Raw genomic sequence first — 14,396 nt, forward strand, 5'->3', positions numbered from 1 at the left:
GGCATGGTGGGCTCCAGGGGCCGGGTACGGGTTCGGGTGGGGACTCGGTGCCGGGCGGTGCGGGGCGTGCGGGCTCGGGGGTGCGGGGCTCAAGGCGTGCGGGCTCAGGGCGTGCAGGGCTCGGGGTGCGGGCTCAGGGGTGTGAGCGCTAACAAGTGCGCGGTGCGGGCAGGCGGCACGGGCCGGTCGCGGATGGATGACTTTTATAGTCGCGGCCGTCCGCACTGTCCAGCCGTCGCGCACGACGGGCCGCGGCGCCACCTCCCGTGCGGCTGGCGGGAGTTGGCGGTGCGGCCGGGCGGGTCTGCGGTTCCGGCGGCGGACCTCTTGTCGACCCCGATTGTGAGCGCTAACATTTCGCTCGTCCACTCCACGGGCAGCACCACCGCAGCCGGGCCGCCCGGCCCCCGCCGGTCGCGCCCGTCCACCCCGACCCCGTCGGCCGTGCGGCATCACCCGCTTCCGCGCGCCCGGCCGACGGCTCCCGTTCCGTGCTTCTCCCGAGGGTGGGAACGCGGAACGAGGCAGGCCGGCCGCCGGCCGCGACGACGCGGAAAACACCGGCGGCCGGACCCTGACATCCCACCCCTGCGCGAAGGACGACACCGTGACCGACCTGCCCCACGCCCCCGACCAGGACACCGAGAGCTACGTCGTCGGCATCGACTTCGGCACCCTGTCCGGTCGCGCCGTGGTGGTCCGGGTGCGCGACGGCGAGGAACTCGGCACCGGCGTGCACCCCTACCCGCACGCCGTCATCGAGGAGCACCTGCCCGGCACCGGCCGCCGCCTGCCCCCGGACTGGGCGCTCCAGCACCCCGAGGACTGGCGCGAGGTACTGCGCACCGCCGTCCCCGCCGCGCTCGCCGACGCCGGCGTCGATGCGGCCCGCGTCATCGGCATCGCCACCGACTTCACCGCCTGCACCGTGCTGCCCGCCCTGGCCGACGGCACCCCGCTGGCCGAGCTGCCCGCCTGGGCCGACCGTCCGCACGCCTGGCCCAAGCTGTGGAAGCACCACGCCGCGCAGGGCCAGGCCGACCGGATCAACGCGCTGGCGCACGCCCGCGGCGAGAAGTGGATCCACCGCTACGGCGGGAAGATCTCCGCCGAGTGGCAGTACGCCAAGGCGCTGCAGGTGCTGGAGGAGGACCCGGCCGTCTACGCCGCGTGCGAGCGGTGGATCGAGGCCGCCGACTGGATCGTCTGGCAGCTGACCGGCGCCGAGTCCCGCAACACCTGCACCGCCGGGTACAAGGGGATCTTCCAGGACGGCGGCTACCCGTCCGAGGAGTACCTGGCCGCCCTGCACCCCGAGTTCGCCGACTTCGCCCGCACCCGGCTGGAGCACCCGCTCGCGCCGCTCGGTTCCCGGGTCGGTTCGCTGACCGCTGAGGCCGCGGCCTGGACGGGCCTGCCGAAGGGCATCGCGGTCGCCGCGGGGAACGTGGATGCGCATGTGGCGGCGCCGGCTGCGCAGGCCGTCGACAACGGCAAGCTGCTGGCGATCATGGGCACCTCCACCTGCCACGTCGTCAACGGCCCGGTCCTGGCCGACGTCCCCGGGATCTGCGGCGTCGTCGACGGCGGGATCGCCGAGGGCGCCTGGGGCTACGAGGCCGGGCAGTCCGCGGTCGGCGACATCTTCGCCTGGTGGCTGCGTCAGGGTCTGCCCGCCGACTACCTCGCCGAGGCCGACGCCACCGGCGAGGACGCCCACCAGCTGCTCACCCGCAAGGCCGCCGCCCAACGGGTCGGCGCCCACGGCCTGGTGGCGCTGGACTGGCTGAACGGCAACCGCTCCACCCTGGTCGACCACCACCTCTCCGGCGTCATCGCGGGCCTGACCCTGGCCACCCGCCCCGAGGACGTCTACCGCGCCCTGCTGGAGGCCACCGCCTACGGCACCCGCACCATCGTCGAGGCCCTGGAGAACGGTGGCGTCCCGGTCACCGAGTTCGTCGTCACCGGCGGGCTGAAGAAGAACGCCCTGCTGATGCAGATCCACGCCGACGTGCTGCGCCGCCCCGTCTCGCTCGCCGTCTCCGAGCAGGGCCCGGCCCTGGGCTCGGCGATCCACGCCGCGGTCGCCGCCGGGGCCTACCCCGACGTGCGGGCCGCGTCCGCCGCGATGGGCCGCGTCCAGCGCCACGCCTACCTGCCCGACCCGGAGCGCGCCGACGCCTACGACGCGCTGTACGCCGAGTACCGCCTGCTGCACGACCACTTCGGCACCGGCCCCGACCTGCTGCTGCACCGCCTGCGCCGCCTGCGCAACGACGCCCTCACCCACGACAGCGAGGACCGCACCCCATGAGCGACACCATCGACCTGCTGCGCCGCCAGGTCTGCGACCTGCACCGGGAACTGGTCCGCTACGGCCTGGTGGTGTGGACCGCGGGCAACGTCTCGGCCCGCGTCCCCGGCGAGGACCTGCTGGTGATCAAGCCCAGCGGCGTCGACTACGACGAACTGACGCCGCAGAACATGATCCTGTGCGACCTGCACGGCAACGTGGTCGAGGGCGAGCACGCCCCGTCCTCCGACACCGCCGCGCACGCCTACGTCTACCGCCACCGCCCCGACGTCGGCGGCGTCGTGCACACCCATTCCACCTACGCCAGCGCCTGGGCCGCCCGCGGCGAGGCGGTGCCGTGCGTGCTGACCGCGATGGCCGACGAGTTCGGCGCCGAGATCCCGGTCGGCCCGTTCGCGCTGATCGGCGACGACTCGATCGGCCGCGGCATCGTCGAGACCCTCGAGGGGCACCGCTCGCCCGCGGTGCTGATGAAGAGCCACGGCGTGTTCACCATCGGCAAGGACGCCCGGGCCGCCGTCAAGGCCGCCGTCATGTGCGAGGACGTCGCCCGCACCGTGCACGTCTCCCGCCAGCTCGGCGAGCCGATGCCGATCGCCCAGGCCGACATCGACCGCCTCAACTACCGCTACCAGAACGTCTACGGCCAGCGCCCCGCGGCCCGCTGAAGGAGAACCCCCCGATGAGCGAAGTGTTCCTCAACCGCGAGATCTGGTTCCTCACCGGCAGCCAGGGCCTCTACGGCCCCGAGACGTTGCAGCAGGTCGCCGAGCAGTCCCAGCAGGTCGTCAACCAGCTCGCCCGCACCGGCCTGCCCGTGCGGATCATCTGGAAGCCCGTGCTGACCGACGCCGCCTCCATCCGCCGGGTCTGCCTGGAGGCCAACGCCGACGACGCCTGCGTCGGATTGATCGCCTGGATGCACACCTTCTCGCCCGCCAAGATGTGGATCGCCGGCCTGGACGCGCTGCGCAAGCCGCTGCTGCACCTGCACACCCAGGCCAACCGCGACCTGCCCTGGTCGACCATCGACATGGACTTCATGAACCTGAACCAGGCCGCCCACGGCGACCGCGAGTTCGGCTACATCCAGTCCCGCCTCGGCGTCACCCGCAAGACCGTCGCCGGCCACGTCAGCGACCCCGCCGTCGCCGCTCGCGTCGCCACCTGGGCCCGCGCCGCCGCCGCCCGCGCCGACCTCGCCACCCTCAAGCTCGCCCGCTTCGGCGACAACATGCGCGACGTCGCCGTCACCGAGGGCGACAAGGTCGAGGCCCAGCTGCGCCTCGGCGTCTCCGTCAACACCTACGGCGTCAACGACCTGGTCGCCGCCGTCGACGCCGCCGCCGACGCGGAGGTGACCACGCTGGTCAAGGAGTACGAGGACCTCTACCGCCTCGCCCCCGAACTGCGCGCCGGCGGCGAGCGCCACGACGCGCTGCGCTACGCCGCCCGGATCGAACTCGGCCTGCGCGGCTTCCTCAAGGACGGCGGATTCGGCGCCTTCACCACCAACTTCGAGGACCTCGGCGGCCTGCGCCAGCTCCCGGGCCTGGCCGTGCAGCGCCTGATGGCCGACGGCTACGGCTTCGGCGGCGAGGGCGACTGGAAGACCTCCGTCCTGCTGCGCACCCTCAAGACCGCCGCCACCGGCCTGGACGGCGGCACCTCCTTCATGGAGGACTACACCTACCACCTGGAGCCCGGACGGGAGTTGATCCTCGGCGCGCACATGCTGGAGGTCTGCCCCACCATCGCCGCCGCCACCCCGTCCTGCGAGATCCACCCGCTGGGCATCGGCGGCCGCGAGGACCCGGTCCGGCTGGTCTTCGACGCCGCCCCCGGCCCCGCCGTCGTCGTCGGCCTGGCCGACCTCGGCGACCGCTTCCGCCTGGTCGCCAACGAGATCGACGTCGTCGACCCCGTCGAACCGCTCCCCAAGCTGCCCGTCGCCCGCGCCGTCTGGCAGCCGAAGCCGAACCTGCGCACCTCCACCGAAGCCTGGCTGACTGCCGGAGCCCCGCACCACACCGTGCTCACCCGCGCCCTGGACGCCGAACACCTCGACGACCTCGCCGAGATGCTCCACGTCGAACTCGTCCTCATCGACGCCGACACCACCATGCGCACCTTCACCCGCGAACTGCGCTGGAACCAGGCCTACCACCGCCTCGCCCAGGGCCTCTGACGCCCTGCCCGAAACGCCGTCCGGGCCGGGGCCCGGCTCCACCGCCCCGACGCCGGGACCCGGCCCGGACGGCCCCCACCGACCCCCGGGAACCCCCATGACCGACCGCACCCCCACCGTCCACCGCGCCCCCGCCGGCTCCCTGCCCGGCGGGGGCTGGACGCTGCGCTCCCCGAGCGGCGTCACCGCCGACCTCCTCGACCTCGGCGCCCGGCTCCACGCCGTCCGCACCCCCGACGCGCACGGCCGCACCGCCGACATCGTCCTCGGCGCGGCCGACCAGCGCCAACTCCACGGGGACGGCGCCTACTTCGGGGCCACCGTCGGACGCTACGGCAACCGGATCGCCCACGGCGAACTGCCCCTCGACGGCACCGTGCACGCCCTCGCCACCCAGCGCACCGGCCACACCCTGCACGGCGGCCCCGACGGCTTCGCCACCCGCCCCTGGGACGCCGAACCCGTCCGCACCGACGACGCCGCCGGAGTGCGCTTCCACCTGACCAGCCCGGACGGCGACCAGGGCTTCCCCGGCACCCTCGACGTCCACGTCACCTACCTGCTCGACGCCGGGGGCACCCTGACCATCCGGTACCGGGCCACCACCGACGCGCCCACCGTCGTCAACCTCACCAACCACGCCTACTTCAACCTCGCCGGCACCCCCGGCGCCACCGTCGGCGACCACCTGCTGCGCGTCCACGCCGACGCCTACCTGCCCGTCGACGCCGAACTCCTCCCGCTCGGCCCGCCCGCCCCCGTCGCCGGCACCCCCTTCGACCTCGGCCGGCCCACCCCGCTGGGACCCCGGCTCGGCCTCGACCACCCCCAACTCGGCCTCGCCGGAGGCGGGTTCGACCACAACTGGCTGCTGCGCCCCGGCACCGGCCTGCGCCCCGCCGCCGAACTGCACCACCCCGCCAGCGGCCGCCGCGTCGAGTGCCTCACCACCGAACCCGGCCTCCAGGTCTACACCGGCAACCACTTCCACGGCTCCACCGGCCCCGCCGAGGCCCCCCACCCCCGGCACGGCGGCATCGCCCTGGAGACCCAGCACTTCCCCGACTCGCCCCACCACCCCGGCTACCCCTCCACCGTCCTGCGCCCGGGGGAGGAGTACGACTCGACCACCGCCTACCGGTTCACCACCGGTCAGCCGGCGTCCGAGAACAGCGCCGAGGACGGGCCGGGACGGGACGCCCGCGGGCGGTGACCGCCGGGGGAGCGGCCCGCCGTGCTCTCCCGCACCACCAGCTCCGGCCGGACGGACACGTGCGCCAGCGCCGCGCCGGGATCGTCGATCAGCTGCAGCAGCAGCCCTATCCCGGCCCGGCCGACGGCGGCGAAGTCCTGCCGGACCGTGGTCAGCGACGGAGTGGTGTACGCGCCCTCCGGAAGGTCGTCGAACCCGGCCACCGCCACGTCCTCGGGCATCCGCACGCCCGCCTCGGTCAGCGCCCGCACCAGGCCCAGCGCCATGTGGTCGTTGGCCGCGAACACCGCCGTGGGCCGCGGGCCGGACCCGCCGCGGAACGCCGCCGCGACCTGCCGCCCGGCCGCGTGGCCCGACGCCGGGCTCCAGTCCCCGGTCAGGTGCGGCGGCACCGGCAGCCCGGCCGCCTCCAGCGCGGCCCGCCAGCCCTGCAGCCGCCCCTCCGCCTCGATCCACTCGCCCGGGCCCGCCACGTGCCACACGCAGGTGTGGCCCAGCGCCAGCAGGTGCTCGGTGATCGCCCGCGCCCCGGCGAACTGGTCCACGGCCACGCCCGGCAGGTCCAGGTCGTGCCCGCCCTCCACCGTCACCACCGGGAACGGCTGGGGCAGCCGGGCCAGCGCCGCCACCGCGCGCCGGTGCGGCGTCATCACCACCGCGCCGTCCACCCCCCAGCCGCCCAGCCGCTCCAGCGCCTTGCCCAGCGCGTGCTCGGTCAGCTCCTCCAGCCCGACCGAGGCCACCAGGTAGTCCTCCTGCCGGGCGGCGCGCTCCAGCCCCGCCAGGATGCTGGCGGGGCCGAACAGCGTGGTGTTCGCCGCGACCACGCCGATGGTGCGGCTGCGCCGGGTCACCAGGGTGCGGGCCGCCGAGTTGGGCCGGTAGCCCAGCTCGGCGATGGCCCGCAGCACCCGCTCCTTGGTCGCCTCGCGCACGTTCGGGTGGTCGCTGAGCACCCGGGAGACCGTCTGGTGGGACACGCCGGCGACCTGGGCCACGTCCGCCATCGTCGGCGGGCGCCGCTCGGCAGTCTCTTCCATCGTTCTCCCGTTCCTCCGGACCAGGCCGGACGAGTTCCCCTCCGCCAAACAGTACTGGGCACCGGGCCGTGCCGGGGCCCGCAGGCGGGTCAGGAACCGGCCCGGCGCTTGTTCCAGACGTCGAAGCCGACCGCCGCGAGCAGCACCAGGCCCTTGATCACCTGCTGGTAGTCGGTGCCGACGCCGACCAGCGACATGCCGTTGTTGAGCACGCCCAGCACCAGGCCGCCGATGATCGCGCCCAGCACCGTGCCGACGCCGCCGGAGGCCGAGGCGCCGCCGATGAACGCGGCGGCGATCGCCTCGAGTTCGAAGTTGATGCCGGCCTGCGGGGTGCCGGCGTTGAGGCGGGCGGCGAAGACCAGTCCGGCCAGGGCCGCCAGGACCCCCATGGTGACGAAGGCGAGGAAGACGACGCGCTTGCTCTTGACGCCCGAGAGCTTGGCGGCGGGCTCGTTGCCGCCGATGGCGTAGGTGTGCCGGCCGATGACCGAGTTGCGCATCAGGTAGCCGAAGCCGAACAGCAGGACGGCCAGGACCAGCAGCACGATCGGGAAGCCGTGGTAGCTGGCCAGCAGCAGGGTGAAGACCACCACCGCGGCGGTGACGGCCGCCAGCTTCGCCAGGAAGAAGCCCGTCGGCAGGAGTTCGAGCCCGTACGAGGCGGCCTGGCGCCGACCGCGGACCTCCTGCAGCAGCGCGACGGCGAGGACGGCGGCGCCCAGCAGCAGGGTCAGGTTGTGGTAGTCCGTGTGCGGGCCGACCTCGGGCAGGAAGCCGCTGCCGATCTTCTGGAAGCCCTTGGGGAACGGGGCGATCGACTGGCCCTGCAGCATGATCTGGGTGCCGCCGCGGAAGACCAGCATGCCCGCCAGCGTGACGATGAACGACGGGATCCCGACGTAGGAGATCCAGAAGCCCTGCCAGGCACCGGCCGCCGCGCCGATCAGCAGGCAGGCGACCAGCGCCACCGGCCACGGCACCTGGTGCTTGACCATCATCACGGCCGCCGCCGCGCCGGTGAAGGCGGCCAGCGAGCCGACCGACAGGTCGATGTGCCCGGCGATGATGACGATCATCATGCCGATCGCCAGGATCAGGATGTAACTGTTCTGCTGGATCAGGTTGGTGACGTTCAACGGCTGGAGCAGAATGCCGTCCGTCCAGATCTGGAACAGCACCACGATCAGGGCGAGGGCGACCAGCATGCCGTACTGGCGGACGTTGCCGCGCAGCGCCCCGGCGAGGAGGGTCTGGAGGGCCGGGCGGTCGGCCGCCGCGGGGGCGGCCTTCCCGGCCTGGGGGGTGGTCCCGGTCTGGGCCATGGGTTACACCTGCTCGTTCTGGGTCGCGGCGCTCACGGTCATGAGGCGCATGAGGGATTCCTGGGTCGCGTCCGCCCGCGGCACCTCACCGGTCAGCCGGCCCTCGGCCATGGTGTAGATGCGGTCGCACAGGCCCAGCAGTTCGGGGAGTTCGGAGGAGATGACCAGCACCGCCTTGCCCTGGGCGGCGAGTTCGGCGATCACGGTGTAGATCTCCGCCTTGGCGCCGATGTCGATGCCGCGGGTCGGCTCGTCGAGGATCAGCACCTCGGGCTCGGCGAAGATCCACTTGCTGAGGACGACCTTCTGCTGGTTGCCGCCGCTGAGCTTCCCGGTCTCCGTGAACACCGAGGGGGCCTTGATGTTCATCGACTTCCGGTACCGCTCGGCGACCCGGGTCTCCTCGTGCTCGTTGATCCAGCCGCGGCGGGAGACCTTGCCGAGCGCGCCCAGCGAGATGTTGCGGCTGATGTCGTCCGCCAGGTTGAGCCCGAAGTGCTTGCGGTCCTCGGTGACGTACGCGATGCCGTGGCCGATCGCCTCGGAGACCGTGCGGGTGCGGATCTCGGTGCCGTTCATCAGGACCCGGCCGCCGGTCCACCGGCCGTAGGAGCGGCCGAAGACGCTCATCGCCAGCTCGGTGCGGCCGGCGCCCATCAGGCCGGCGATGCCGACGATCTCGCCGCGCCGCACGTGCAGCGAGACGCCGTCCACGACGTTGCGGTGGTGGTCGATCGGGTGCTGCACCGTCCAGTCCTCGACGGCCAGCGCGACCTCGCCGATCCGCGGGGTGCGCTCGGGGTAGCGGTGCTCCAGGTCGCGGCCGACCATGCCCCGGATGATCCGGTCCTCGGAGACGCCCCCGGGGCCGACGGCGATCGTCTCGATGGTGCGCCCGTCGCGCAGGACGGTGACGGAGTCGGCGACCTTGGCGATCTCGTTGAGCTTGTGCGAGATGAGGATGCAGGCGATGCCCTGGGCCTTGAGTTCCGCGATGAGGTCGAGGAGCTTGCGGCTGTCCTCGTCGTTGAGCGCGGCGGTGGGCTCGTCGAGGATGAGGAGTTCGACGTCCTTGGCGAGGGCCTTGGCGATCTCGACCAGCTGCTGCTTGCCGACGCCGAGGTCGGCGACCCGGGTCCGGGGGTGTTCGTGCAGGCCGACGCGGCGCAGCAGTTCGGCGGCGTGGGTGAGCGTCCGGTTCCAGCTGATGATGCCGCGGCGGGCGTGCTCGTTGCCGAGGAAGACGTTCTCCGCGATCGACAGGTACGGGACCAGGGCGAGTTCCTGGTGGATGATGACGATGCCGCGCCGCTCGCTGGCGCGGATGTCCTTGAACCGGCAGGGCTCGCCCTTGAACAGGATCTCGCCCTCGTAGGAGCCGTGCGGGTGCACCCCGCTGAGCACCTTCATCAGGGTGGACTTGCCGGCGCCGTTCTCGCCGCAGATCGCGTGCACCTCGCCGGCGGCGACGGTGAGGTTGACGTCACAGAGCGCGCTGACCCCGGGGAAGGTCTTGGTGATCGCGCGCATCTCGAGGACCGGTCCGGCCATGGTGGGCTTCCGTTTCGGGTGGGGGTGCGGGCCGGTGCGGCTACTTGACCTGGTCGGCGGTGTACTGGCCGCCGTCGATCAGCACCTTGCGGTAGTTGTCCTTGTCCACGCTCACGGGCTGGAGCAGGTAGGCCGGGACGACCTTGGTGCCGTTGTCGTACTGGGTGGTGTCGTTGGTCTCCGGCTTGCCGCCGGTGAGCAGCGCGTCGCCCATCTGGACGGCGACCTTGGCGAGTTGGCGGGTGTCCTTGTAGACGGTCTGGGTCTGCTCGCCCGCGATGATGGACTTCACCGAGGCCAGCTCGGCGTCCTGGCCGGTGACGATCGGCAGCGGCTTGCCGGCGCCGCCGTAGCCGACGCCCTTGAGGGAGGACAGGACGCCGATCGAGATGCCGTCGTACGGGGAGAGCACGGCGTCGACCCGGGCCGAGGTGTAGGACTTGCTCAGCAGGTTGTCCATCCGGGACTGCGCGAGCCCGCCGTCCCAGCGCAGGGTGGCGACCTGGTTGAACGCCGTCTGGCCGCTCTGCACGACCAGCTTCTTGCTGTCGAGGTACGGCTTGAGGACGCTCATCGCGCCGTCGAAGAAGAAGTTGGCGTTGTTGTCGTCCGGGGAGCCGGCGAACAGCTCGATGTTGAACGGGCCCTTGCCGTCCTTGAGGCCCAGCTTGTCGGCGATGTAGGTGCCCTGGAGGACGCCGACCTTGAAGTTGTCGAAGGTGGCGTAGTAGTCGACGTTCTTGGTGCCGCGGATCAGCCGGTCGTAGGAGATCACCGGGATGTGCGCGTCGGCGGCCTTCTGCAGCACGTCGGTGAGCGAGGAGCCGTCGATGGCGGCGACCACCAGCAGCTTGGCGCCCTTGGTGATCATGTTCTCGACCTGCGAGACCTGGTTCTCGACCACGTTGTCGCCGTACTGCAGGTCGGTCTTGTAGCCCTTGGACTGGAACTCCTTGACCATGTTGTCGCCGTCGTTGATCCAGCGCTCGGAGGACTTGGTCGGCATGGCGATGCCGACCAGCCCGCCCTTGCCGCCGCCGCCGTCCTTGGCCGCGCCGTCCCCGACGCCGTTCGCGCTCTGGCCGCAGGCGGCGAGGGGCAGCAGCAGCGCCGCCGTGGCCAGGGTCGTCGCAAGCTTCCGCACAGGTCCTCCAAGGGTGCGCCGGGGTGGGCCGGCGAGGGGGGGTGGGACGAGGGAGTGGGGCAGGGGGTGGTGCGCCGGACGGCGGGGGCCCGGGCCCGGTCCCGCGTCCGGGTCCGGGTCCGCGCGCGGGCACGGCGGGGCGGACGACGGCCCGGTGACGGGCGGTCGGACCGGCCGCGGGGGTGCCGTCGTTCGACGTCACCCGAGTGTTAGCGCTAACAGTGCCGACGTCAAGGGTTCATGACATTTTCTCGGCGCCGCCCGCCCGGACCCCCGTCCGACGGCCCGTCCGGCGGCGCGCCGGACGGCCGGGAGCCCCCGGCGTCCGCCTGGCGGGGCGGGCGGCCGGGGGCTCCCGGGTGGGGCGGGGTGCGCCGGACGGGGTGGGGGCGGGTCAGAGGGTGACGGGGGTGCCGCCGATGGTGACGGCCAGGTGGCCGTCGGCGGCGAAGGACCAGGCGAGGGCGCCCGCGTAGGGGGCGCAGCGGGAGCCGTTGGCGCCGGTCCAGAACTGGTTGGTGGAGTCGGCGTCGCCGACGGTCTTGTCGTTGGAGCCGCTGACCGCGAAGCGGCAGGAGGTGTTGGTGCGGAACACCGAAGTACCGGCGTCCCACGAGTAGTTGCGCTCGGCGTTGTCGATGCTGAGGTTGCCGGAGACCGCCATGGTGCCCGGGTTGCTGTTCCAGGTGAAGCCGTGGTGGCCGTTGCGGTAGGCGATGCTGCGGCGGACGGTGTGGTCGACCGCGATGTCGTCGCCGCCGAGCTTGTAGCCGTTGCGGTCGCCGTTGGCGTTGACGGTGCCGTCGGAGAGCGTGCCGTTGCCGTAGGAGAGCGAGTCCTCGACGGTGACGGGGCCGATCGGGCCGGTGGCGGTCTTGGTGTACAGGTCCCAGCCGTCGTCGATGTTGTTGTGCGAGACGGCGTAGCGGAAGACGTTGCCGGGGCCGACGGTGAGCTTGGCGGCGAAGCCGTCCGCGTCCTCGCCGTCGGAGTCGGCGTTGTCGTGGGACTCGGCGCTGAGGATCAGGTTGTCGGACGGCCACTGGGCGGCGGGGGTGGTGGAGGAGATCCGGCCGAGCTGCAGGCCGGAGTCGCGGTTGTACCGGGTGACGGTCCGTTCGACGACGTTGTGGCTGCCGCCGACGTAGATGCCGTTGTCCCCGGCGTGCTGGACGGTGAGGCCGTACACGTGCCAGTAGTCGGCGTCGAGGACCAGGCCGCGGTTGGCCGGGTCCTCGGTCATCGCGGAGAAGTCCAGGACCGGGGTCTCGCCGGGGTAGGCGGACAGCGTGGTGCGGGCGGCGGCGGTGCCGTTGCTGCCCGCCGGGACGGTGACGGTGGTGCCGTAGGCGTAGGTGCCGCCGCGCAGGTAGATGGTGCCGCCGGGGGTGATCCGGGCGATCGCGGAGGCGAGCGTGGTGGGCGCGGACTGGGTGCCGGCCGCGCCCGCGGTGCCGTTCGGGGCGACGTAGAGGGCGCCCGAAGCGGGCGGGGGCGTGGTGGAGGAGGCGGTGGTCTCGGCGTCCAGGTAGTCCAGGTTGGGCAGGCCGGCGGCGGTGGTCGGGGTGAGTCGGATCGTGTTGCTGCCCGAACGGACCGGCACGGTCACGGACTTGGTGGTCCAGCCGGTCCAGCTGCCGGTGCCCTCGAAGGAGAGCGTGCCGGTGGCGGTGCCGTTGACGGACAGGTCGGCGGGCCGGGCGGCGGTGGTGCCGTTGGCGAACCGGAACTGCAGGGTCGCGGTGCCCGCGGCGGTGGCGTTCACGGTGAACTGGGCGTACGCGCCGGTGGCGTTGGTGCCGTTGCAGAAGCCGGAGCCGGAGAAGCCGGTCCAGTCGGAGTCGACGGTGCCGGTGCAGACCGCGGGGGAGGTCTCCGCCTCGTAGCGGGTGGACGCGGCTCGGGCGGGCCCGGTGGACAGCACGGCCAGGGTGCCGGCCAGCAGGGCCGCGGATGCGAGGGCTGCTCTCTTGCGCATGCGTTCGTCTCCAGGTGGGTGGGGTCACGGATGTGAACGTGGTGCGGGTGCGGCGCCGCTCCAGGGACAGTAGGAGCCTGTTCTGGGCGCGTCAATAGACGCGTACGTGACCGTAGTTCATGGATGCGAACGCTGGGGCTTCCGGCAGGTCGGGGCGGCGGCCCGCCGGAAAACTCCGCGGAACGGGTCCGCGGAACTTTCAGGACGGGCCGCCGGGCCGGACGGGCTTGCGGAGTTCTCCGGGTGGGCCGCCGGGCCGAACGGGGCGGGAGCGGCGGGTCAGGCGTGGAAGCCGACCTCCGGGGCGGCCGGGTCGGGCCCGTCGAGGACCGGCTGCGGGACGCCCTTCAGTTGGAGGTCGAAGAAGGCGGCCACGTACCGGCGGGTGAGCTCGACGCCGCGCTCGGCGCGGATCGTGGTGCCGGGCTGGGCGGGCAGGCCGAACGCCTCGGCGAACAGCGGGTTGTCGGTGAAGCTGGCGTGGTCGGTGCCGGCCACGGTGAGCCAGCGCTTCCAGCCGTCGAGCCGGGCCCAGGCGTGCGTCCAGGTGGCGTCCTCGGGGCCGGGGAGGGGGTGGCCGACCAGCAGGAATGGCTTGCCGTGGAGGCCGCCGTCGGGGACCGGGAAGTCCAGGGTGCCGTCCAGGTCGACCCCGGCCCGGATCCGGGCGTCGGAGAGCAGCGCCGGAACGGTCGCGGCGCCGCCCGCGGAGTGCCCGGCGACGCCGATCCGGCGCGGGTCGACCATCCGGGAGTAGGCCCAGTCGGGGTGGTCGCGGGCGGTCAGCCGGTCGATGACGAAGGAGATGTCGGTGGCCCGGCTCGCGTCCAGGGCGGCCCACTGCTCCGGGGTCTGCAGGGTGTGGCACACGGTGCAGGGCAGGGTGCGGCCGTCGGGGAAGGTGGTGCCGGTGTTCTCGTAGGTGTGGTCGACCAGGGCGACCACGTAGCCCCGGCTGGAGAGGTCCTCGGCCAGGCTGGTCAAGGTGGTGCGGGGCAGCGTGAAGCCCGGGGAGAGCACCACCAGAGGGAAGCGCCCCGGGTGCGGGACGGCGTCGGTCCGCGACCAGGTGCGGGCGCCGGTGACGGCCTCGACCGGGATGACGCCGGCCGCGCCCCGGTCGGCGAGCAGCAGGCGGGCGGCCTCGGCGGTCATGTACGGGGCCGGGCCGCCGGTGCCCGGGCGGGCCGGGTAGTACACCGAGACCATCAGCCGGCGCGGCCCGGCCGAGGGCACCCACGGGTCGGGGCGGTCCTGGTCGACCAGGGACAGGACCTGCCGGCCGACCGCGAACGGGCCGGTGGGGCGCGGCAGTTCGACCCGGACCTGGGCGTCGGCGGTGTTGGCGGCGTCGGTGGTGGAGCCGGTGGTGGCGGTGGCCGTCAGGGAGAGCGGGGCGGCCGGGGCCGGGGTGGCGGCGAGGAGGGAGAGCGGCAGGGCGAGCAGCACGGCGGCTGTCGCGGCGGTGCGGCGGCGGATTCGGGTCATGGTCGGAACATAGGTGGCGGACAAGGGAGTTGGCGTCACGTCAGAGGCGTAGGGGGTTCCACCGAGCGGACGGCGGGCCGCAGGCGGCGGCCCCTAGGGGAGCCGGGCCGGGGCGTGCGGGTCGGGGTCCGGTGGGGAGCCGGGCCGGGGGC

The 14,396-nt window shown here is 73.2% G+C and carries 10 protein-coding genes; 4 read left to right on the plus strand and 6 right to left on the minus strand.

Features of this window, described 5'->3' with window-relative positions; all coding sequences use genetic code 11:
* The first annotated feature begins 607 nt into the window (after nt 1-607).
* The 4 genes from IH44_RS0135255 to IH44_RS0135270 all read left to right on the plus strand — a co-directional run bounded on the left by IH44_RS0135255 (nt 608) and on the right by IH44_RS0135270 (nt 5,718).
* Entirely contained in the window at nt 608-2,317 is a 1,710-nt protein-coding gene (locus IH44_RS0135255) for a ribulokinase (protein ID WP_051817992.1), read from the plus strand.
* On the plus strand, nt 2,314-2,985 hold the full coding sequence (locus IH44_RS0135260; protein WP_030463907.1) for an L-ribulose-5-phosphate 4-epimerase: 672 nt from the start codon (nt 2,314-2,316) through the stop codon (nt 2,983-2,985). Before IH44_RS0135255 ends, IH44_RS0135260 begins: the two co-directional genes overlap by 4 nt.
* A gap of 14 nt (nt 2,986-2,999) precedes the next feature.
* Nucleotides 3,000-4,505: an L-arabinose isomerase gene (gene araA / locus IH44_RS0135265; RefSeq protein WP_030463908.1), complete on the plus strand. Its 1,506-nt coding sequence runs from the start codon at nt 3,000-3,002 to the stop codon at nt 4,503-4,505.
* Between the two features lie 97 nt (nt 4,506-4,602).
* On the plus strand, nt 4,603-5,718 hold the full coding sequence (locus IH44_RS0135270; RefSeq protein ID WP_051817993.1) for an aldose epimerase family protein: 1,116 nt from the start codon (nt 4,603-4,605) through the stop codon (nt 5,716-5,718).
* Here IH44_RS0135270 and IH44_RS0135275 read toward each other — a convergent pair.
* The 6 genes from IH44_RS0135275 to IH44_RS0135300 all read right to left on the minus strand — a co-directional run bounded on the left by IH44_RS0135275 (nt 5,658) and on the right by IH44_RS0135300 (nt 14,244).
* Entirely contained in the window at nt 5,658-6,758 is a 1,101-nt protein-coding gene (locus tag IH44_RS0135275; protein WP_030463910.1) for a LacI family DNA-binding transcriptional regulator, read from the minus strand. The genes IH44_RS0135270 and IH44_RS0135275 overlap by 61 nt on opposite strands.
* 89 nt (nt 6,759-6,847) lie before the next feature.
* Entirely contained in the window at nt 6,848-8,083 is a 1,236-nt protein-coding gene (gene mmsB / locus IH44_RS0135280) for a multiple monosaccharide ABC transporter permease (RefSeq protein ID WP_030463911.1), read from the minus strand.
* 3 nt (nt 8,084-8,086) lie between these two features.
* The gene (gene mmsA / locus IH44_RS0135285; protein ID WP_030463912.1) at nt 8,087-9,634 is read right to left on the minus strand and encodes a multiple monosaccharide ABC transporter ATP-binding protein; all 1,548 of its coding nucleotides are present in this window, start codon (nt 9,632-9,634) and stop codon (nt 8,087-8,089) included.
* 40 nt (nt 9,635-9,674) lie between these two features.
* Nucleotides 9,675-10,778, minus strand: coding sequence for a multiple monosaccharide ABC transporter substrate-binding protein (gene chvE / locus IH44_RS0135290; protein WP_030463913.1), 1,104 nt, complete (start codon nt 10,776-10,778; stop codon nt 9,675-9,677).
* A gap of 394 nt (nt 10,779-11,172) precedes the next feature.
* Nucleotides 11,173-12,756 carry a carbohydrate-binding protein gene (locus IH44_RS0135295; RefSeq protein WP_030463914.1) on the minus strand — a complete coding sequence of 528 codons (1,584 nt, stop codon included), beginning with the start codon at nt 12,754-12,756 and terminating at the stop codon, nt 11,173-11,175.
* A gap of 279 nt (nt 12,757-13,035) precedes the next feature.
* Nucleotides 13,036-14,244: an acetylhydrolase gene (locus tag IH44_RS0135300; protein ID WP_030463915.1), complete on the minus strand. Its 1,209-nt coding sequence runs from the start codon at nt 14,242-14,244 to the stop codon at nt 13,036-13,038.
* Nucleotides 14,245-14,396: the final 152 nt, after the last annotated feature.

Source organism: Kitasatospora sp. NRRL B-11411, from assembly GCF_000721345.1.
GTDB lineage: Bacteria > Actinomycetota > Actinomycetes > Streptomycetales > Streptomycetaceae > Kitasatospora > Kitasatospora cineracea.